The organism is Paenibacillus sp. LPE1-1-1.1, assembly GCF_040676435.1.
Lineage (GTDB): Bacteria > Bacillota > Bacilli > Paenibacillales > Paenibacillaceae > Pristimantibacillus.
In genome coordinates, this window is record NZ_JBEGHY010000012.1 from 1058881 (window position 1) to 1081167 (window position 22287).

Consider the following 22287-nt stretch of genomic DNA (forward strand, 5'->3'; position numbering starts at 1 on the left):
GTTAAATAAAAAATCAAGCAAAATAAGGGCACGGGAATGGAATAAAATATACTAGTAAATCTATGGAGGCAAAATGGTGAGATATAAACTATTAATAGCAGGATTGTTTATCGTGATTGTTGGAGGATTAATTATTAATACACTTATTCAATCAAATCAGCCTAATCAAAATCCTAGCGAAACTGTAAATAATGAAACTCCTGATAACGGAGATAGTGAAAATAACAACAGCCAAAATGAAGGGAGATTCGGTTTGGGAACATACAATACAGAAGAAGTGGTTGAAGAACTCCTATATATAGAAGAAAACACCGAGCCAATTGATGAAGCCTATCGAAAGAAAATTTTTGTTACCGGATCAACAGGTGGGTTAGGACAACTGACAGCTAAGTATCTAATAGAGAGAGGTCATGAGGTTGTCGTACACGCTAGAAATGAAAGTCGTGCAGAAGATGTTCGAAGAGACTTACCAGAAGCACTTGGTGTAGTTATTGGGGATTTCTCTGACCTAGAACAAACAAGGCAGTTGGCGGATCAAATTAATGCATTCGGTACGTTCGATGTCATTATTCATAATGCAGGTGTATACGGTGCTCCATCAGAAGAGATGTTAAATGTTAATTCTTTATCCCCGTATATTCTGACTAGTTTAGTAAATAAACCACAGCATCTGATTTACATTTCGTCAGATCAACATTTAGGAGGAAATCTTAAAGTTGAAGAAATTGTAAGTGATACTCCCAATATTAACTACAATGATTCTAAACTTCAAGTTCTTACTTTAGCAATGACAGTATCTCGTTACTGGCCAGACATTCAAGTGAATGCAATTCAACCAGGATGGGTTCCGACTCTAATGGGATTCCATAACGGTAATACTACTACACCTGATGACTTACGTGCTGGATACATGACTTATGTTTGGCTTGCTGAAGGTATCGAAGAAGGCACGGATGCTACAGGAAAATACTTCTTCCAAAGTGAGGAAGATCTAAATGTTAATTCAGTTATCTATGATGCAGCTGCTCAGGACCAGTTAATTGAAGCATATGAAACTAAGACAGGAACTTCTTTCCCAAGAGATTAAATAGTTAGTGTAGTCTCATTTCGTGCGTTCCTCTCATTTGTTTTAACACACCACCCATAACTGGGCGTCATGTTCAAGATCTTTTAATTGTCTAGATAAGGTCGGCTGTGTAACATGCAAAAAAGCGAAGGCGAACCGAAACTCGGCCGTCGGGGATTTGTTCGCGGATCTGGTCATGCGGCCGATCATCTCAGAGATGCTTAAGCAAAGCAGACCATTCGGCTTTTTTGCTTCGTTGTAAGTCGAATAAACAAACTTTATCATTCACAATATATTTGGAAGAAGGCTGGAGGGAATGAATAACATGGAAAAGGTTTGGTTTATCACGGGAGTAGGTCGAGGTATGGGCACCAATTTCGCGAAAGCTGCTTTGAACGCAGGACACAAGGTTGTGGCTACGGGCCGCAATCCGGATGCGGTGGCCAAGGCGATCGGCGAAGCCGAGAATCTAATGGTTGTCCAATTGGACGTTACCCGGCCTGTCGATGCACAGTCCGCAGTCAAGGCGGCCGTCGATCGGTTCGGTACCATCGATGTGCTGATCAATAATGCCGCGCACTTCTATGGCGGCTTCTTCGAGGAACTGGCCCCGGACCAAATCGAACGTCAGCTGCAGGTGGCATTGATCGGCCCGATGAACGTTACCCGGGCTGTGTTGCCCGCGATGCGCAAGCAGCGTTCCGGTCACATCATCTCGATCTCTTCGGGCGCCGGCATTTCTGGATTCGAGTTTAATTCAGCCTATGCTGCATCGAAATTTGCGCTTGAGGGTTGGATGGACTCACTACAACCTGAGGTCTCACCGTTCGGTATTCATACGACCATTGTAAACCCAGGATTCTTCCGCACGGAACTTCTTACGGAGGCATCGTCGACTTTCGCAAATCCGACAATCGAGGACTATGCGGACCGTAGAGCCGGTTATATGACCTTTTTTAATAAGCAAAACGGGCAACAGTCTGGCGATCCGAACAAGCTCGCCAAGGCGCTCCTCATGATTGCAAGCGAAGCGGAACCGCCGCGACGCTTTATTGCAGGCGCCGACGCGATCGGCATTGCAGAGCAGAAGATTGCTGACCTCCGGTCGCAGATCGATGCCTACCGAGATCTCTCGACGTCCATGGCCTATGAAGACTAATCGAAATCATATAATTGTCTATATACTGACTTTGGGTGTATTCGGTATCTTGAATACCGAGATGGGCGTGATCGGAATCTTGCCGTTGATTGCGGACCACTACCAGGTCAGCATCTCCACCGCAGGGTTGATCGTGAGTCTCTTTGGTTCCTCATTTTAAGCATCGCGACGGTGTATCCAAGAATTTCAATGTCTGAACAATTGGAGGGGTCTAAAGTTGCAGGATAAGCAAGTGGCGCTTGTCACAGGCGCGAATCGGGGAATCGGATATGAATTGGCCCAACAATTGGCTTCGATGGGGTTCAAGGTCATGTTGGCAAGCAGGGATTCGAAGAAGGGGGCTGAAGCAGCCCAACGACTTACCGAGTCCGGATTGGATGTTTCGTTCGTCGTCATGGATGTCACGGACCCAGAAAGCATCCGTCAAGCGGCATTGACCGTTACCGAGAACGCTCACCGCTTGGATGTATTGATTAACAACGCGGGTGTATATTTGGATGGGAATTCCAAGTTGTTGACCATGGATCCTGCGATTCTGGAGCGAACGATGTCCACGAATTTCTTCGGCGTTTACCATGTCATGCGTTCATTTCTTCCGCTTATGGAAAAACGGGGATTTGGAAGGATCATCAATATTTCCTCGGAATATGGCGCCATGAGTGCAATGTCGTCCCCGGAAGCGGGTGCGTACAAGATCTCCAAACTTGCAATGAATGCATTGACCCGACTGGCAGCAGCAGAAGTCGGAGGAGATATCAAAGTTTATGCAGTCGATCCGGGCTGGGTAAGCTCGGATATGGGAGGGCCATCTGCTCCGAGAACTCCGAAACGCGCTGCGGAGTTGATCCTCGGGTTAGTGATGAAGGGATCGGAAGGACCTCGCGGAGGGTTCTTCAGGGATGGTAAACCAATCGATTGGTAGAAAGAAACGATAGATTATAGGATGTCCGGTATCGATTCGTGATCGACATCAGCTCCATTGAGAACGTTATTGGCTCGTGACGAAGCCGCCCGACCTGCATCGCCGGCGGCTTTCTATTAATGCAATGACAAGTTCGCAGGAATGGGGATGGGTAATCTTAATGGTCCCATATCAAGAAGCGAGATGAGCGTTTGATCGGCATGGGCACGCAATGATTGTTTCGTCATAAGTCAGTTTTTAAGGAGGATGAATTCATGGGCACCTGGTTGAAAGAAGAACTGCAAAAGATTGCTGAAGCGGATGACCTGCACATCTCCCCGTTCAGAGAAGACGGAGTAACCTATGGCACCCCGACTTGGATTTGGTCCGTTGTGGTAGGCGACTCCGTTTATGTGCGCGCCTACTTTGGACAGAACTCCCGCTGGTATCAAGCAGCACTACGACAGAAGGCGGGGCGTATCACTGTCGCTGGCATAATGAAGGAAGTCGCTTTTGAACCGATCGTTGGTCAGATCAACGACCTCATTGACAATGCGTACCGTAGGAAATACAACGGCGACCCCTATTTAAACTCGATGATCAGCACGCGAGCCCGTTCTGCGACAGTAAAGGTTGTGCCACGTGAAAGCAACTCCTGATAGCAAACCAATCTATTTTCTGAAGAAAGGAACATGAGCCTCTTATGTCAAATATTCAAGGGAAAGTTGTCATTATTTTGGGCGCGTCAAGTGGAATTGGTGAAGCAACTACCAAGAAACTTGCGCAAGAAGGAGCAAAATTAGTCATTGCGGCTCGCCGCGAAGATCGCTTGAAAGCTCTTGTTGAAACATTGCCGGATGCTGAAATTTCATATGCTGTTGCTGATGTAACAAAAAAAGAGGAAGTTCAAGCAGTTGTTGAACTGGCAGTCAAAAAATATGGCCATGTAGATGTGCTATATAATAACGCCGGTATCATGCCAACTGCGCCTATTTCGGAAGCGCGCTTTGATGAATGGCGACAAGTGCTAGATCTCAATATCATGGGTGTATTAAATGGCATTGCTGCGGTATTACCTGTCATGAAAAAACAGCAATCTGGTCAAATTATTGCGACCGACTCCATTTTAGGGCACGTCGTGACTCCTGGTTATGCTGTTTACTGTGGTACAAAATTTGCTGTACGAGCGATTATGGAGGGGCTTCGTCAAGAGGAAAGAGAAAATAATATCCGTTCCACTCTTATTTCTCCCGGAATGGTGGATACGGAACTTTACACGACGGTCAACGACCCTGCAACTAGTAATTGGATAAAGGAGAACGCAAAAATACCAGGTGTGGGATTGAAGGCGAGTGATGTTGCCGATGCAGTAGCCTATGCAATTAGCACCCCTGATACTGTTGCTGTAAGTGAAATTATGATTCGCCCAACGAAGCAAGTTCTCTAAATGAATATAGCTTTTAACGTTGCAAGTTGCCTTAAGTTTTTTTAGGGCAACTTGTTGGTTTTAGTTATGCTGTACCATTTATGGATAAAAAAACACGTGCAGTTCGTAGATTACATTCGAGACAGGAGGTAAGATTTCAATAGAAAAATACTATGATCGTGCACTTTACGATCGCGAAGACCACAGCGTAATTATAGTTAATTATAGTTCAATGATAAGGAAATACTTAATTTGTCTGGAGGGTATAAATTGATAAAAAAATCGCGAGTGCTTGGCTTTTTTTAGCCATGACTTCCGTTGCATACACGACTTCTGTAACATACGCAGCAGACAGAGCGGCATAGGATAAAACCTTTCCTCCTAGCAACAAGGTGACTGTCGGAAAAGTTATATTCTATTACAGACTGGGCATTTAATTAGTCGGGATATCTATCTTCCTAAAAACATAAATAGAGCAAGGAAATCTCCCGCAATCATTATGGGACATTCATTCGGCGGCGTGAAGGAACCGACGTCCGGCTTGTATGCCCAGGAGATGGCAGCACGGGGCTTTGTGACACTGGCCTTCGACGCCTTCAATAATGGTGAAAGCGGTGGGCATCCGAGCAATATTGCTTCTCCTGAAGCGTAGCTAGAGGATTTCATCGCCGCTGTGGACTTTTTGGGTACACGTCCGTTTGTGGACCGAGACCGTATTGGCGTGATCGGCGTTTGCGCCAGTGGCGGCTTTGCGATTAGCGCTGCTCAGATTGACCCTCGGTTGAAGGCCGTCGCGACTGTTAGTATGTACGTTATGGGCCGCGCCACCCGTGAGGGATTGGGTTATGCGACAATACCGAGCGAAAGATGCGCAAGATGAATCGCATTCCGCTCGGGTATTTCCACCGCAATAGCCAAGGCGACGTGTTATCCTGTATCACGAATGACGTCGATACGCTGGAACTGTCGCTCAGCCAGACATTTACCCAGTTGCTTACTTCATTTGCGACCGTAGCAGGAGTCACTGCAATGATGCTGATGATCAGCTGGCAACTGATACTGATCGCCCTCGTCATGATGCCGGTATCGCTTCTGCTCGTCATCGGCCTCGTTCGGGTATCACAAAAGCATTTTTACGATCAACAACAGTTCCTTGGCCGATTAAACGGACAGGTAGAAGAGATATACGGTGGGCACGTCGTTATGAAGGCATTCATTAGTGAACAAAAGGCACTCGAACAGTTCGATGCGGTGAACGTGCAGCTAGCCTCAAGCTCAAAGCTGATTTCAGTCGGTTATTAAAGGATTCAACTGCAACTACTTATTAAGCAACTTTATTTTCATTCAAAACATTTTGCATACCTCTGATTAAAGAACATTATTTTCAGGAATTTCTGCCGCTAAAAATTGAAAGTCGAGCCCATTAAACAACTTTAATATAGTTGCCGTCAATTTTTGTCCCCAAACCTTGGTTTTACTGAGCCTCAATTAATCAACTTTATTTTTCCTCACAACCAAACGGTGAACATTCTGAGATAATTGCAAAAATGCAAATGGATATACAAATCGCAGTCGCCGCCGTAGAAGTGGGAAAGGCTGAAATTGAACGCAGCAGCGAGTCAATCCGAGCCGCGCGGGAAGCATTCGACCATATTATGCGAGCTACTATGGATATATCGGAACAGGCACAGGCAGTTTCCGCAGCTACGGAGCAGATGACGGCAGGTGCAGAGGAGGTCAATGCTTCTGTGAAGGAACTGGCTGATATCTCCAAGAATGCATTCGAGGAAAGTAGGATGGTCATTGCCGCTGTTCAAGAGCAGATGCTCGCGATACAGGAAACAGCGGTCTCGACAGATGGTCTTAAGCAAGTGTCGCTTGAATTGCAAACAAGCCTCTCGAAGTACAGGTTGTAGTTTTGATCGGTTGCATGGGGACGAATTGGGGACGAACTTCGTCCCCAACCATCTTACGCCATCGGAGTAGATCCGAAAGCGATCGGCAAAAGCTCAGACAGGACAAGGTTTCCGCGGTTTTAATCGGACGGCATCAGACAGCCATTCGCGATATTACAGGCATGTGAAACGTTCTTTTGGATTTTATTTAAATGCTTATTATTTTGCTAGAGAAATTAGATTAATAAGGCCGTTCTCAAGAAATACAATCCAGATGATCCAGATCAGATTTATATTGGCTTGAAGGAACGTTTGAAAAGAAAGGAAAACGACTATTAGAGAAGTATCAGGAGGGGATATCGTAGCTGCCAAAGTTAGATATTATCAGAAGCCCTTAATTAAACATACGAATCAGACGGAATTCGACATTTCGGAACTCACTTCTCGCCAAAAGTTGAAAATTTGTATGAATCCTACGATTTTAGCAGGTTTTCCAGATGGCGGGCAATTGATGTCATTCAGAACATTGCCAAAAGAGGGCTCAGCGTAACAGACCAAAACCAAATTGAATATTTGACGAAAATAATAATAGCAAATGGCCCAACCGTTTCTTGGGCAAAAATTCAGCTTACACAAATGGCTGCGACAAGAAGGGCTGTTGCACAATCGTACTATCAAGCTACAGGTCAAAGTCTGTACGATCCAGGAGCAATGGTTGGAAGTAATTCATTGAATCCCCACAAATCCAGAATATTACTCCAACTTGCCCTTACCAAAATGATGAGTAAACCTCGATAGCGTCCTAGCAATTAAGCAGGACGCTATTGTTTTACATGGACTATAGACTTCTTCCTAACAAGGCTCCGACTTGTTTAGCCATGATTTGCGGCGGATACGGCATTTCATTCCTAATCCACCATTCAATTACCCCTACATAAGCGGTCCCGGCATATTGTAACATAACATCTTCACTTAAATCCGCATTTCTTCCGCTTTCTCTATCAATCTCACCTTTAAATCCTTCCATAATATAATCAAGAAGCCGAGTTCTAAAAGATGGGGCCCCTTTACTCGCTAACATAATCGAAAAAAATAAAAAGTTTTTCTCAAAGTACTCAAAAAAAGGTACAAGCCCATTGCTCCAATCCAGCTTACATGCCCATTCATCCATCTCGCCTAATTCATCCAGGTGTGTTTCTATCAGTTTATCCAACAAATCATATTTGTCCTGATAATGAAGATAAATGGTTCCGCGGTTAATGTTTGCCCGGTCGGCAATATCCTGAATTGTAATGTCATCGAAGTTTTTTTCAGTCATCAGTTCAATGACAGCCTTTTTCATCGATTCTTGTGTTTTAAGAATTCTCCGGTCTACTTTTGCCATTCGTAAATTTCACCAAACTTTCTTAGATAATAAACAGTTTTGATTACTGTGTTGATATATCAACAAATCGCGTTTTTTTAACCATTGAACGTATTCTTCTTACACCTATAATAATAGACGAAGGTTGATTATGCAATCTCTCTTGCTTATGCACTTTCTGTTGATCTTAGTGAGTGAGACATTGCCCCTGGGTTATTGGATTATTGCCTTCCATTGCTGAACACTATGATGTGAGTGTTTCCAAAGCAGGATGGCTGGTGAGTTTCTTTGCCCTTGCAGTTGCAGTGTCAGGACCAATCTTGCCGTTATTGTTTTCGGGTATAAATCGGAAGAAGGTCATGTTACTTGTACTTGGTGTTTTCGTTTTGGGGAACATTGTCTCCATATTTACGTCAAACTTTACCCTTGCATTAGCTGCTCGTATTTTACCCGCATTTTTTCATCCGGTTTATTGTTCTTTGGCATTTACAGTAGCTGCTGGGGCTGTGAGCAAGGAAGAAGCACCAAAAGCTGTCTCGAAAGTATTTATTGGGGTGTCTGCCGGCATGGTAATCGGTGTACCCATCGCGAGTTTCTTTGCTGTTGTAAATATCATTATTCATTACTACATTACTATTTGTACCATCTATGCCTGTTGAGGAAAGACTCTCTTATGGAGCACAATTATCCGTATTAAAAAAATCAATGACTTGGCTTTCCATTGTGGCTGTCATTTTATTAAATTCAGCCGTATTGGGAGTTTATAGTTATCTTGCTGAGTATCTGAAGACGGTTACGAATATGTCTCCGAATACAATCAGTTTCATGTTATTTATATACGGTGGAGCTAATATTATTGGAAACGTAGTCGCAGGAAAGCTACTACGAATAATGCCATCAAATCTGTCGTATCTTTCCCTTTTATATTGGGAGCTGTTTACATCTTATTATTCTTATTTGGACAGTTTAGCCTACCAATGGCGATCATCACGTTAATCTGGGGTATTTTAGCCGGTATAGGGGGTAATATTAATCAATATTTAATGATGTCTTCGGCGCCAGAAGCACCTGAATTCGCTAATGGATTATTTATATCATCATGTAACGTAGGAACAACCTTTGGTGCAGCAGTAGGAGGCTTATTCCTATCACAAATGGGTACACAATACGTTGTATTCGTGGGATTAGTATCATTATTATTAAGTTTTGTTGCCATTTTACTAAGAAACTATAGGGTTGCACTCACTCGACAACTTGAATTTCCAAATGATAATCAACAATTCTATTGATTTGTTTGAATAATCAACGAATCGTTTTCTTTTAACCATTGAAAGTATTTTGGTTCTATATATAATTATAAACAGATGTTTATTAAACACAAAGAGTTGATTTGTTGTGTTTTTTGGCTGGATTACAGCCAATAGGATTGTAAGAACCATAAATTCAAAAATTGCAGGAGGTTATATAATGATTACAGCTAATGCACGCGCTACATTCAGTCCTGAAGGTCCATTCAAACTGACCACGATCGAACGCAGGGATCTCCAGCCGCATGATATTCTCATTGAGATTAAGTACGCTGGTATTTGCCACTCTGACATCCATACAGCTCGCGGCGATTGGGGACCGGTAAACTATCCTCTCGTTCCAGGACACGAGATCGCCGGAATTGTCACTCAGGTTGGTTCGGATGTCACAAAGCATGCCGTTGGCGACCGGGTAGGGGTAGGCTGCATGGTTGACTCCTGCAGAGAGTGCGATAACTGCCATAAGGGAGAGGAGCAGTATTGCCTCAATGGAATGACGGGCACCTATGGGGCTACCGACAGGTACGGGCAATTTACGCAAGGGGGTTATTCCACCCACATCGTCGTAACGGAAGACTTCGTTGTCCGAATTCCAGACGGTATTGAACTTGACGTCGCTGCTCCGCTGCTGTGTGCAGGCATCACAACGTACTCGCCGCTGCGCCATTGGGGAGCTGCTCCTGGTAAGAAGGTAGCTGTTGTTGGATTTGGCGGGCTTGGACACATGGCTGTGAAGATCGCTCATGCCATGGGGGCAGAGGTTACGGTTTTATCACAAACAGTGAAGAAGAAAGAAGATGGTTTGCGGCTTGGCGCGAACCATTATTATGCCACGAGCGATCCAGAGACGTTTAAGCAATTAGCTGGTTCGTTCGACCTCATCGTAAATACAGTGAGTGCGACGATCGATATTAATGCCTACCTTTCGTTGCTGGCGCTGGACGGTACACTAGTCAATGTCGGTGCGCCATCGGAGCCGTTGCCAGTTCAAGTGTTCTCACTTATCCCTCATCGTCGGTCGTTTGCTGGATCAATGATCGGTGGCATTCGTGAAACGCAGGAAATGCTTGACTTTTGCGCTGAACACCACATTGCTCCTGAGATCGAGACTGTTTCTGCCAACCAGATTGATGAAGCCTGGGAGCGCGTACTTGCATCAGATGTCCGGTATCGCTTCGTGATCGATATCAGCACAATGTGAGTCGTATGAGAAGTATTGTACTGAGGGGATGAATAACATCGAATACATGAAGCTTGGAAACACCGGTTTGGATGTTTCGCGGATTTGTCTCGGGTGCATGAGCTTTGGTGAACCGGATCGAGGGTTCCCTGCATGGACACTGGATGAAGAAAACAGTCGTGAGATTATCAAGAAAGCCCTTGAGTTAGGCATTAATTTTATCGATACGGCGAATATGTACTCTGCGGGAACGAGTGAGGAAATCGTCGGACGGGCACTTAAGGAATACGCAAATCGGGAAGAGATCGTTTTGGCTACAAAGGTTTATTATCGTATGCATGATGGTCCCAATGGTGCTGGTCTTTCCCGAAAAGCAATTATGAGCGAAATCGACAACAGTCTAAAAAGACTGGGAACGGACTATGTCGATTTGTATCAAATTCATCGTTGGGATTATCAAACCCCGATTGAAGAAACGATGGAGGCCTTACACGACGTCGTTAAGGCGGGCAAGGCCAGATATATCGGAGCTTCTTCCATGTTATCGTGGCAATTTTTAAAAGCGCTCCATGTTGCAGAGCAAAACGGATGGACGCGATTTGTATCCATGCAGAATCATTTAAACCTCTTGTACCGAGAGGAGGAACGCGAGATGCTGCCGCTCTGCATAGAAGAAAAGATCGGCGTGATTCCGTGGGCTCCGCTTGCGCAAGGAAGATTAACGCGTGAATGGAGCGAAACCACATCTCGCTCAGCGAACGATCCAGTGGCTCAAATGCTTTATGGCGCAACGTCCGAGTCAGACCGAAAAGTGGTTGAACGCGTCCAGGAAGTGGCTGAAAACTACGGCGTTTCTCGAGCCCAAATCGCGTTGGCTTGGCTATTGCAAAAGGAACCGATTACTGCTCCAATCATCGGGTCCACGAAAGTGTCTCATCTAGAAGACGCTGTAGCTGCACTTTCGATTAAGCTGAGTACGGAAGAGTTTGCGTTTCTGGAAGAGCCGTATGTACCACATCCAGTGGTCGGTCTTGAATAGAAGGTTTTTATTTTGAACTACGTACTGTTGGAATAACAGAAATCATGAATCCTTGGAGCGCGTACTACTCAGATGCACGGTATCGATTTGTGATCGACATCAGCAAGATGAGGATTTAAATTAATTCCAGCAAAATATTAGGGGCACGCCTATATCGGTGTGCCTTTTTACTTGTAGGAGAAAAAACACCCAATCCAAGATGAATAGCTGAGAAATGGAGTCTGATCTGCGAACCGGTACGTGGACAGTTAAAAAACTCCGCTTGGTCTGGCTGGCCAGCAGATGACCCCTCGGTAATGAACCTCGATTCATGGCGACTCTCCTTTCAAATGCTGTTGAAATTTTAAACATGATTTGTTGAAAAATTGTATAACGGATCATCTGAATAAACGTTAAAGTTATTTTTATAGCGATATCATTAGTTTTTCGAAGGGGAAAAGCAAGATGATATGCAAGTTCAATGTAATTAGCAGCACCAAGTCATATTGTTTATATACTTTGCTGCATGCGTAATAGAATCTGGCGGGGGTACTACAACAAATAGGAAAGAGGGAGATCAAAATGACGAGTTCTAATGTACATGAGGATATTCAAGGGATGGTAGCCCAAATGACGCTGGAGGAGAAGGCAAGCCTTTGCTCGGGGCTTGATTTCTGGCATACGAAAGGAATCGAGCGGCTCGGCATCCCTTCGCTGATGGTGACGGACGGTCCACACGGATTAAGGAAGCAAATGGAAGGTGCCGATCACTTAGGGCTTCATAGCAGTGTACCTGCAACGTGTTTTCCGTCGGCTGCCGGTATGGCTGCTTCTTGGAACCGCGAGCTGATCGTTCGAATCGGAGAGGCGCTCGGCAAGGAGTGCCAAGCGGAAAATGTCGCCCTTCTGCTCGGGCCGGGAGCGAATATCAAGCGGTCTCCGCTTTGCGGACGGAACTTCGAATATTTCTCGGAGGATCCGTATTTATCCTCGGAGTTGGCAGCGAGCCATATTAGCGGGGTGCAAAGCCAAGGCGTCGGCACGTCGCTGAAGCATTTCGCCGCGAACAATCAGGAGCACCGCCGCATGACTGTTGACGCCGTTGTCGATGAAAGGACGCTGCGAGAGATTTACTTGGCCAGCTTCGAAGGCGCTGTTAAGCAGTCGAAGCCTTGGAGCGTGATGTGCTCGTATAACAAGGTGAATGGAGAATTCGCGTCGGAGAATGAATGGCTGCTAACGGAAGTGCTGCGCAAGGAATGGGGCTTCGAAGGCTTTGTCATATCCGACTGGTTCGCTGTAAATGAGCGCGTGAAGGGGCTTCTGGCAGGATTGGAACTGGAGATGCCGACCAGCCATGGGGTTGGCGATTCCAAGATTGTCCAAGCCATACGTAATGGACAGTTGTCCGAGGATACGTTAAACCGAGCGGTAGAACGGTTGTTGGACTTTATCTTCAAAGCGGTCCGGAACCGGCAGAAGGATGCGTCGTTTGATGCCGAGGCGCATCATCGTTTGGCGCGAGAAGCCGCGCAGGAATGCATGGTGCTGCTGAAAAATGAAGATAGAATTCTGCCGCTGCAAAAGCAGGGCACGATCGCCGTCATCGGGGAATTTGCCGAAAAGCCGCGTTATCAAGGCGGCGGCAGTTCCCATGTCAATCCGACAAAGCTTGACGAAGCCCTCAAAGAATTGATAGACGCGGCAGGAGACGGAGTCCGAATTGAATATGCCCGAGGTTATAAGCTGGACAGCGATGAGGTCGACTCTGCACTTGAGCAAGAGGCCAAGAATGCGGCGGCGCAAGCGGGTGTTGCGGTGTTGTTCGTCGGCTTGCCTGAGCGCTATGAATCAGAGAGCTACGACCGCACGCATCTGGCGATTCCGGCGAACCAACGAGCGTTAATCGATGCCGTGGCGGAAGTCCAGAGCAACCTTGTCGTCGTGCTCAGCAACGGCTCAACGGTCGAGATGCCTTGGCTTGACAAGACTAAGGCCGTGCTGGAAGGCTATCTCGGCGGACAGGCGTTCGGAGGCGCAGTGGCTGACCTGCTATTCGGCCGGGTGAGTCCGAGCGGCAAACTTGCGGAGACGTTCCCGGTCAAACTCAGTGACAATCCGTCTTTCCTGAACTTCCCGGGCGAGGGCGACAAGGTCGAGTACCGCGAAGGCCTGTTCGTAGGCTACCGCTACTATGACGCCAAAGAACTGGAGCCGCTCTTTCCGTTCGGCTTCGGACTTAGTTACACGCAGTTTGCTTACAGCGATCTTCGGGTGGACCGTACTTCTATGAAAGATTCGGAAACATTAAACGTTCAAGTCACGGTAACCAACACCGGTAAAATCACCGGCAAGGAAATCGTACAGCTCTATGTGCGGGACGTCGTAAGCACTGTTATTCGTCCGTTGAAGGAGCTGAAGGGCTTCAAAAAAGTCGAGCTGCAGCCGGGAGAGAAGAAAACCGTTGAATTCGTGCTGGATCGCAGAGCGTTCTCCTATTACAATACGGAGCTTGGAGATTGGCATGTGGAAAGCGGCGCTTTCGACATCCTGATCGGCGCTTCGTCGCGTCAGATTGTGCTGCAAACCGCAGTCAAAGTCGAAGGAAGCACGGCTCTACCCGTCAGATATCACCGCAACACGATGATCGGCGACTTATTGGATAACCCTCAGGCAGCTGAAATGGCGAAATTTTGTATGGACAAATTTGCCGAGTTCGGGATTGTGGATCAGCTCTCTGATAACCCCGACATGTTGAATGCGATTATTCGGTATTTCCCGATTCGATGTTTGGTTGCTCTCGGGCAGGGGGCTTATACGGAGGAAATGCTGGCAGAGGATTTGGCGAAGTTGAACGAATTGGAGACAGCCGTAATCAAGTAAGCGAAAAAGACCAGTTGGAATGATGCAAAACACACCTTAGAAAACCGGGGAATTATTTTTCTCCGGTTTTCTGGGACGATCTGGAGCTGTTTTTGATAAGAAGGCGTTTAATTCGTCCTTCCTGTATCGTTTTCATGTGTCGAATATGGAAGGTAAAATTGTGCAGAATAGTTACATGGAACAAGTGGTGTATCCAATGATTTATTATCGAAATACATTTCGCAACATATTAGATCTTTAAAATAAGAAATAAAGTAAGGAGTTTAATTATGATAGCTAGACGAAATAATTTGCTTATATTGATATTGACTTTTGGGGTTTTTGGTATTCTAAATACCGAAATGGGCGTTATTGGGATACTGCCATTAATTGCTGATAACTTTAATGTCAGTATAACCAAAGCGGGGTTGATAGTGAGCCTCTTTGCACTTGCTGTTGCAATATCTGGTCCAACATTGCCTTTATTGTTTTCGGGCATAAATCGTAAGAAGGTAATGTTACTTGTACTCGGTATTTTTATTCTGGGTAACATTGTCTCTGCAATAACATCAAACTTTACAATATTATTAATTGCTCGTGTGGTTCCAGCCTTCTTTCACCCGATTTATGTTTCAATGGCTTTTACAGTAGCTGCCACGTCAGTTAGCAAGGAAGATGCACCAAAAGCCGTATCAAAGGTATTTATTGGAGTATCTGCAGGGATGGTACTTGGTGTACCTGTCACCAGCTTAATTGCGAGTGCGACTTCGTTAGGAATGGCAATGTATTTCTTTGCTATCGTGAATGTTTTAGTATTCATTGCCACACTCCTATTTGTACCATCTATGCCTGTTACGGAAAGACTTTCTTATGGAGCACAACTAAGCGTATTAAAAAAATCAATTACTTGGCTTTCCATTGCCGGTGTTATTTTAATGAATGGAGCAGTATTCGGGGTTTATAGTTTCCTTGCAGAATATCTAGAAATCATTACCAAGATTTCTTGGAACACAATTAGTTTGATGTTACTAATATTCGGTGCGGCAAATATTATTGGAAACATTATCGCGGGGAAGCTGCTTACTAAAAACGCCGTCAAAACTGTAGTAGCTTTTCCTTTCGCATTAGGAGCAGTTTATATCGTATTATTCTTAATAGGACAGTTCAGTGTACCGATGGCCTTAATTATTTTGCTTTGGGGAATAGTGGCTGGTATAGGAGCTAATATTAATCAATATTGGATTACATCTGCAGCTCAAGAAGCTCCTGATTTCGCCAATGGATTATTTTTATCATCCGCTAACTTAGGAGTAACAATTGGTACAAGTGTATGTGGATTATTTATATCAGGAATAGGCATACAATACGTTGTTTTTGGGGGAATTCTATTTTTGATATTAAGTTCTGTATCTATTTTTCTAAGGAATTCCATGTATAACCCAAAAAAACAATTCTCGTAACTGCTTAGGTCTCTCTAGATTTTTAGGGAGATCTTTTTTTGCATCTGTCGAAAAGCTTGCTGTCAAAGGACATCGTTGCATGGAGCCTCGCGTGAACAGCATTCAAAAATAGGATTCATGATCGGCAAACAAGGAAATCTATTTGCCCCGGCGGATAGCCTTATCCGCAGCGAAGCTTCAAAAATCTTTTCCATGGTGATTGACCAAACTAATTAATTCCATGGCCGGGGAATTAAGGTATTATAAAAATATGGAAAGAACGCAGTGGGTTCTGACCGGATACGATTGTTGTACTTTGGAGTGCAGCTTGAAAAAATAAAGGAGGATGTATGGATGAGTGTAAGTTTAAACTGGATTTCAGCAGGCAGTTTGGAAGCGCTTAAAGAAGAAAGCGCAAAGGTTATACGAGGCGGTATCGCTGTTTTTTACCATGAAGACCATGTATACGCGGTGGACAACCGCTGCCCGCATTTAGGCTTTCCTCTCCATATGGGGAGCTTGTGCGACGGGATTTTGACGTGTCATTGGCATCATGCCCGGTTTGACGTCTGCAGTGGCGGTACTCTTGATCCGTGGGCGGACGATGTTCCGTCGTATGAGGTGCGAGTCGACGGCGGCGAAGTGTGGGTAAATCCGGTTCCTAGAAGTGCGAGAGGCGCGGCAAAATATCAGCATAAACTGAAAGAAGGACTCGAGCAAAATATCGGCATCGTCATCGCGAAAGCGGTCGTCGGACTGATCGAAGCGGGAGTGCCGGAGCAGGACATCGCCCGCATTGGCATCGAATTCGGAACGACCTATGGAACGGGCTGGAACGCCGGACTTACGATTCTTACTGCGATGGCGCAAAGCGTTGACAAGCTGGATAAGAACGGTAAAATACTCGCCTTGTACCAAGGCCTTGTCCATGTCGCTCGAGGCAGCTCGGGCAGAGGAACCCGCCACTTGCTGTCGGCTCTGCCTTCGGCGGACGTGCCGTTCGAACGGTTGACCGAGTGGTATCGCAGCTGCATAGAGGTGCGGGATACACAGGGCGCTGAGAAAGTGCTGATCACCGCCATTTTGAAAGGCATTGACACGAAGCGGTTGTCGGATATGATGCTTGTCGCCGCAACCGATCACTTTTACTTGGACGGCGGGCATGTGTTCGATTTCCACAGCAAAGCTTTTGAGGCGCTGGAGTGGGCGGAGGTGTCGCAAAAGAAACAGATTTTAACTTCACTCGTGCCAATGATGGCTCGTCCGACACGGAGCGAGGAGCTACACCAGTGGCAGGCGCCGCTGAACCTCGTAGAGCCGATCAAACAAGCGGTTAACGAACTGGAGCAGAATGCGGCGCAGGCGAAGCCCGCCGGCGGGTCAACGGATGTGCGGCTGTCTGCTGATACGGAAGAGCAGCTGCTGAAGCAGCTGCTGAGCGATACGCCAGAGCAGACGATAGCTTTGCTGCGCGACTTGCTCATCGCGGGAACAGCTCCGGCACAATTGGCACAGCTCGTTGCTTTGGCGGCCGCGGAACGGATCGTTCGTTTCCATACGCAGAACGATTTCGGCGATTGGATTGCAGTGCTCCATACGTTCACTTATGCTCACGCCGTGCATGAAAGGCTGCTGCAATCGGATGAGCCGCTGCTGCAGCGGGCGATTTTTCACGGAGCCGTCAGCGTATATCTTGATCGTTTCTTAAACGTGCCGGCAGCTGCGCGTCCGAAGCCTTCCGGCTCCACCGCGCCGGCCAACCATCAGGAGTTGCTCGATTTGCTCGATCTGCGACAGCAGGTCGGACCGGCCGCGCAATGGGTGGTGGACTACATTCATGGCGGTGGTGAGCCGGGGGCGCTGCTTAACACGCTTGGCCATGCGCTGTTGCGGGAGGATGCGGAATTCCATTCTTTCCAAATGTTTGAGGCAGCAGTGGCCGAATATGACCGCTGGCAAGCGGCAGCAGGTTCTTTAGCGGAGAAGGCCAAGGAAACGATGCTGCTAGCTTGCACCCGATATTTGGCGGCACATGCGCCAACCGCACGAGAGCTCCCGCATACGGCTAAAATTGCCTGGAGGCTGCATAAAGGCGAACGGTTGTTTGAAGAAGACTAGCAGATAGTTATCAGTTAATCGTTGAACTAAGAGGGACATGATAGTTATATAACATACACAGATGAGCAGGCACTGCGGTGGCCTGCTCATTTTATTAAGCTCCAAGCCGTTTCCAATTTGGGATACGGCTTATTTTGTTTCAAGACAAGTAGTTTTCGGACAAGACTTCGATAGTATATAGAGTTGCTGAACATGCTTCTTGTGCAATTTAAGATAGTGCGGGTAAAAGCATGAATTTTGGATACATTAAAATGAAATAACACATTTGGCAGGTGGAAATCTCATGGTTACATTCGCTTTCTTCATGATTCTTTTTATCATGGTTGCTGTAATTACGGGGATCGATATGGCTTCCTCTAAGTCAGACATAATCCAATCGTTACAAGGGTTATTAGCAGAAAGAGCGATGATATTTATAGCATGCGGGATAGGGTTGGTTTTTAGTGTAGTAAATGACATCCGCCTTTCAAAAAATAAACTGAATTCGCCTGAGAAGTAGAAGTGAGGGTCGTTATGCAGGGGCAGTGGAAAGAAAAGATATCGTTATGGCAGTTGTTTGTGTTAACCGTAATCTTTGAAATGGGTGACGCGATCGTCATGAACATCGGTAGCGATGCAAAACGTGATGCCTGGTTTGCAGTATTCATTGCATCAATACCTGGTTTTATCCTCCTATGGATATTCCATTCCCTGCTATCACGTTTTCCGGGTAAAAACCTCTTTGACATTTTCGAAGTTTCTTATGGAAGGATTGTAACGGTTGGATTGACCATTGCATATTCAGTTTACTTCTTTTACCTTTCTGCTTTTGTTATGCGTGATTTTGTTGACTTGATGGGAGTCGCGATTCTACCCAACACCCCTTCTGAAGTCATCGCTATTGTCATGATGTTCGTTGTTTCCTATCTTCTTTATCTTGGATTAGAGGTAATTGCGCGTGTTGCCGAGGTGTTGTTCCCATATATGGTTATGTTTATTTTTCTCCTCGCCTTATTGCTACTGGTAATCGGAGAAGTGGATCTGCGTAATGTGCAGCCGGTATTAGCTGAAGGGATCCAACCGATCATGAAAGCTATATTTCCTACTCTTCTTAGCTTCCCAATTGGAGAAGTTACGATTATTTTGACTGTTCTGATGGCGAGCACAAGTCATTTTTCTTATGCACGCAAGGTCGGGATGGCGGCATTGGCCACAGGTAGCTTCATTATCATTTTTACTGTTTTTTTGCAAATATCCGTCATGGGCTTCGAGGCTAGGAGCCGTTATCCTTTTCCACTGATGTTTATCTCAAGGCTTGTTTCCTTTGCTCATTTTTTTGAGCGGATTGATGCAGTTGTTGTATTCCTGATGATGATTGGAATCATGCTTAAAATTTGTGTCTTTAATTTTATCGGCCTAAAGGGTTTGGAGTATGTCTTTCGCTTACCTTACCGTCCTTTCGTAGTTCCCATGAGCATGATTGTTGCGTTTACTTCAATTGTACATGCGGAAAATATTGCGGAGCTAATGGTGAAAGGGTTTAAAATACTACCGCCATACGTCCACATGCCTTTTCAAATTTATATTCCGCTGCTAACCTTCCTTGTGGTAAGACTGAAACAAAGAAACAGATTTCCTGTTCGGAAAAGAGGGAGCGACGAATGAATTTTTTACAATGGTTTACACCATCAAAGAATCATAGTCATGAACAACGAACAACAAGTTCTGAACTCATTACGAAGGGGCAATCTGAGTCTATAAGCACGGACAACCTAAACCAGAATAAAACCCGCTTTCAAGGCATATTCGGTGATTCGACAGACTTTCGCTCTGAGTCGGTTCACATCGGTGACCAGGAGGGACTAATCTTCTATTTGGAAAGCATGACCGATTCTAAATTGATTGTCGAACAAGTAATGAAACCACTCGCATTAGCTTCGCAACAGCCAAAACAAATTGTAGATGAAAATGATTTAGAGTGTTATCGCAAAGAAGTTTTCGCTGGGATTGGCTTTCAGTATGCCTATTATGAACATGAGGCGGTATGGTCCATTTTGTCGGGCTATGTCGTTCTGCTCATCAAACATATTCCAAAGCTGTTAGCTATTAAAATAAACGGCATTGAAATGAGATCGATTTCCGAACCGACGACGCAATCCGTTGTGCGTGGCCCGAAAGATGGTTTCACGGAATCACTTGGAACGAATATCAGCTTGATTCGGCGAAGAGTCAAAAATCCGAACCTCCGATTCGAATCGTTTACCATTGGAAAAGATACTTGCACGGCCGTAAACATTGGTTTCATAGAAGGAATTGCCAACGATGAAATAGTGGATGAAGTTCGCAAACGATTGTCAGCGATCAGAACAAGTGCCATCATTGAATCAGGTAACATCGAAGAATTTCTTTCCGATAATAAGTGGACGCCTTTTCCAACGGTATACAACACGGAAAGACCTGATAGTGTGGCAGCCAATTTGGTAGAAGGAAAAGTAGTGGTAATTGTCGATGGAACCCCATTTGCTCTTCTTATTCCGAATGTAATTACCGATTTTTTTCAAGTATCGGAAGATTATTCCCATCAATTTTGGATCAGTTCATTCATAAGGATGATTCGCTACGTCGCTTATCTAATTGCTGTATTTCTTCCTGCTATATATGTCAGTGTAACAACTTTTCATAGAAATGATCCCAACCGACTTATTAATGAGTTTGATGGCCCAGCGAGAAGGTGTGCCGTTTCCCGCTGTATTGGAAGCCCTGATGATGGAAGCTACTTTTGAAATATTGCGCGAAGCCGGTGCAAGGTTGCCGCGTACGATCGGCCAAACGGTATCGATTGTCGGTGCTTTGGTTATTGGTGAGGCGGCGGTATCAGCCGGAATTATTTCAAATGCGATGGTCATTGTAGTTGCACTAACTGGCATCTGCAGTTATGTCGCACCCATTTACAACTTTGCCGCTGTTTCACGGCTTTTAAAATTATTAATGCTCCTCTTTGGAGCATTTCTGGGTTTATATGGCGTATTATTAGGTGCTGTCGTCATCATTGGACATTTGGCTAGCCTCCGCTCTTTCGGCGTTCCGTATCTGGCCCCGATAGCTCCGTTCATTGTTGAAGATATGGACGATGTTTTTTTCCGTTTTCCGATCTGGTCGAACAAAAAGAGGCCAAGTTATCTGCAATCGAAAACTCCGAACAAGACCAACCACGCGAAGGTACCTTCTCCTCCACAACAGAAGGGGGGGGCTTCATGAGACTCTTCTTAATACGCTTCGTCTGCCTGGCCATAATCTTATTGATGCAAACGGGATGCTGGGACAACTTGGAGCTGAATGAAATCGGCCTTGTTACCGGCATTGCGATCGATAAAGGGAAACAACATATGTATCAATTTACCGTTGAATTATCGAGCCCTTCCGAATTTTCAGTGAAAAAAACAAGTGGAAATTCGCCCAGCATTCTCTATAGCTTAGAAGGCGACTCCATCGCGGAGCTAAGCAATAAAATGAATGTCGGGCTTTCTCGAAGGCTTGTATATACCCATACGCGGATCATTGTCATCGGCGAAGCCTTGGCACGGGAAGGAACGCTCGAATTTTTAAAATACCTTCAAGCAAGCAGGGAGATTAGGGATACTGCCAAAGTCTTTTTGGCAAAGGGGGCTCAAGCTCGAGATATACTTGGTATTGCCTTTCCAATTGATACGGTAGCAAGTAAAAAACTCAGCAGCCAACTTGAGAGCGGACAAAGCGATTGGGGGATGTACCCCGATGTGATGCTGAAAACAGTCATTGCAGACATGATATCCAATGGGCGTCAGCCGGTTATGGCGGCTGTGACCGTTAGAGGGCCCATAGAAGAAGGGGGGACAATGGAGGCTGACAGAAAAATAAAGCCGCCTGCGATTTTGGAAATTATCGGAATGGGTATTTTTAAAAAAGAAAAACTGCTGGGATTTGTACCCCTAACAGATATACGAAGCTACTTATGGACGCAAGACCAATTAAAAACTACAAATATTACGCAGTCATGCGGCAATAAAAAGAAATTCATCGTGACGGTCTACCATTCACATACCGGGATAAAGGCCCGTTATGTAAATGAAAAGCCTCATATTAAGGTTCGCCTTCGTATGGAGGGTCGTATTGAGTCTTATCAATGTAAAGAGGATACAACGAAGATCGCAACCTATCAGGCATTGGAGAAGAAAACAAATGATTACATTAATAAAATGGTTGAAGGTACGATCCACAAAGTGCAAAAGAGTTACGGGGTCGATATTTTTGGTTTTGGCGAAGAAATGGAGCGGCAGCATTTCGATCAATTTAAAAAGGTCCGCGATGATTGGGATGAAGAATTTACAAGAGCGGATATCCAAGTTGATGTTGAGGTCAAAATCCGACATGGTGGTTTGATCACAAACTCTTTTTTTGATGAAACGAAATAAGGGACATACTGTCCCTTGCCTCGGCTGCGGGTGTTGTTTCGATAGGCACCTGCCTTTCTGCCGCTGGGAAGCGAGTATCACGAATCATGCAGGTATCCTAATGGGGATACCTCACTGATTTAT

General features: G+C 45.4%; 17 protein-coding genes and 3 pseudogenes. 19 read left to right on the forward strand and 1 reads right to left on the reverse strand.

Annotated elements, in window-relative coordinates:
* Positions 1-76: 76 nt before the first annotated feature.
* The 9 genes and pseudogenes from MRBLPE1_RS15250 to MRBLPE1_RS15290 all read left to right on the forward strand — a co-directional run bounded on the left by MRBLPE1_RS15250 (position 77) and on the right by MRBLPE1_RS15290 (position 6468).
* Positions 77-1087, forward strand: a complete 1011-nt coding sequence (locus tag MRBLPE1_RS15250; protein ID WP_364146592.1) for an SDR family NAD(P)-dependent oxidoreductase — start codon at positions 77-79, stop codon at positions 1085-1087.
* 304 nt (positions 1088-1391) lie between these two features.
* The gene (locus MRBLPE1_RS15255; protein WP_364146594.1) at positions 1392-2225 is read left to right on the forward strand and encodes an SDR family NAD(P)-dependent oxidoreductase; all 834 of its coding nucleotides are present in this window, start codon (positions 1392-1394) and stop codon (positions 2223-2225) included.
* Positions 2215-2370 (forward strand): annotated as a pseudogene (locus tag MRBLPE1_RS15260) (MFS transporter); the annotation flags it as partial. The gene MRBLPE1_RS15255 and the pseudogene MRBLPE1_RS15260, both read left to right, overlap by 11 nt.
* Positions 2371-2442: 72 nt before the next feature.
* Positions 2443-3147 carry an SDR family NAD(P)-dependent oxidoreductase gene (locus MRBLPE1_RS15265; RefSeq protein ID WP_364146595.1) on the forward strand — a complete coding sequence of 235 codons (705 nt, stop codon included), beginning with the start codon at positions 2443-2445 and terminating at the stop codon, positions 3145-3147.
* A gap of 254 nt (positions 3148-3401) precedes the next feature.
* Positions 3402-3785, forward strand: coding sequence for a DUF2255 family protein (locus tag MRBLPE1_RS15270; RefSeq protein WP_364146597.1), 384 nt, complete (start codon positions 3402-3404; stop codon positions 3783-3785).
* A gap of 44 nt (positions 3786-3829) precedes the next feature.
* On the forward strand, positions 3830-4573 hold the full coding sequence (locus MRBLPE1_RS15275; RefSeq protein ID WP_364146599.1) for an SDR family oxidoreductase: 744 nt from the start codon (positions 3830-3832) through the stop codon (positions 4571-4573).
* A gap of 643 nt (positions 4574-5216) precedes the next feature.
* Positions 5217-5432 (forward strand): alpha/beta hydrolase, encoded by a 216-nt coding sequence (locus MRBLPE1_RS15280; RefSeq protein WP_414698888.1) that lies wholly within the window; start codon positions 5217-5219, stop codon positions 5430-5432.
* Positions 5429-5854: an ABC transporter transmembrane domain-containing protein gene (locus tag MRBLPE1_RS15285; RefSeq protein WP_364146602.1), complete on the forward strand. Its 426-nt coding sequence runs from the start codon at positions 5429-5431 to the stop codon at positions 5852-5854. The genes MRBLPE1_RS15280 and MRBLPE1_RS15285 overlap by 4 nt, the downstream gene beginning before the upstream one ends.
* Positions 5855-6099: 245 nt before the next feature.
* Positions 6100-6468: a hypothetical protein gene (locus MRBLPE1_RS15290; protein ID WP_364146604.1), complete on the forward strand. Its 369-nt coding sequence runs from the start codon at positions 6100-6102 to the stop codon at positions 6466-6468.
* 817 nt (positions 6469-7285) lie between these two features.
* On the opposite strand, the gene MRBLPE1_RS15295 is transcribed toward MRBLPE1_RS15290, so the two are convergent.
* Positions 7286-7831, reverse strand: coding sequence for a TetR/AcrR family transcriptional regulator (locus tag MRBLPE1_RS15295; protein WP_364146606.1), 546 nt, complete (start codon positions 7829-7831; stop codon positions 7286-7288).
* A 173-nt stretch (positions 7832-8004) separates the two neighbouring features.
* Between MRBLPE1_RS15295 and MRBLPE1_RS15300 the strand changes: the two are divergent.
* The 10 genes and pseudogenes from MRBLPE1_RS15300 (at position 8005) to MRBLPE1_RS15345 (ending at position 22164) form a co-directional block, all read left to right on the forward strand.
* Positions 8005-9099: pseudogene (locus MRBLPE1_RS15300) on the forward strand (MFS transporter).
* Between the two features lie 178 nt (positions 9100-9277).
* The gene (locus MRBLPE1_RS15305) at positions 9278-10318 is read left to right on the forward strand and encodes an NAD(P)-dependent alcohol dehydrogenase (protein ID WP_364146608.1); all 1041 of its coding nucleotides are present in this window, start codon (positions 9278-9280) and stop codon (positions 10316-10318) included.
* Between the two features lie 37 nt (positions 10319-10355).
* A complete protein-coding gene (locus MRBLPE1_RS15310) occupies positions 10356-11336 on the forward strand; it encodes an aldo/keto reductase (RefSeq protein WP_364147328.1) in 981 nt (326 codons plus the stop codon).
* Between the two features lie 561 nt (positions 11337-11897).
* Entirely contained in the window at positions 11898-14198 is a 2301-nt protein-coding gene (locus tag MRBLPE1_RS15315; protein WP_364146610.1) for a beta-glucosidase family protein, read from the forward strand.
* A 269-nt stretch (positions 14199-14467) separates the two neighbouring features.
* Positions 14468-15637 carry an MFS transporter gene (locus MRBLPE1_RS15320; protein WP_364146612.1) on the forward strand — a complete coding sequence of 390 codons (1170 nt, stop codon included), beginning with the start codon at positions 14468-14470 and terminating at the stop codon, positions 15635-15637.
* Positions 15638-15970: 333 nt separating this feature from the next.
* Positions 15971-17734 carry a Rieske (2Fe-2S) protein gene (locus tag MRBLPE1_RS15325; protein WP_364146614.1) on the forward strand — a complete coding sequence of 588 codons (1764 nt, stop codon included), beginning with the start codon at positions 15971-15973 and terminating at the stop codon, positions 17732-17734.
* Between the two features lie 283 nt (positions 17735-18017).
* Positions 18018-18233: a hypothetical protein gene (locus MRBLPE1_RS15330; RefSeq protein WP_364146616.1), complete on the forward strand. Its 216-nt coding sequence runs from the start codon at positions 18018-18020 to the stop codon at positions 18231-18233.
* Positions 18234-18247: 14 nt separating this feature from the next.
* Positions 18248-19378 (forward strand): GerAB/ArcD/ProY family transporter, encoded by a 1131-nt coding sequence (locus tag MRBLPE1_RS15335; protein ID WP_364146617.1) that lies wholly within the window; start codon positions 18248-18250, stop codon positions 19376-19378.
* Positions 19375-20971 (forward strand): annotated as a pseudogene (locus MRBLPE1_RS15340) (spore germination protein). Before MRBLPE1_RS15335 ends, MRBLPE1_RS15340 begins: the two are co-directional and overlap by 4 nt.
* Positions 20968-22164 (forward strand): Ger(x)C family spore germination protein, encoded by a 1197-nt coding sequence (locus MRBLPE1_RS15345; RefSeq protein WP_364146619.1) that lies wholly within the window; start codon positions 20968-20970, stop codon positions 22162-22164. Before MRBLPE1_RS15340 ends, MRBLPE1_RS15345 begins: the two are co-directional and overlap by 4 nt.
* Positions 22165-22287 lie beyond the last annotated feature (123 nt).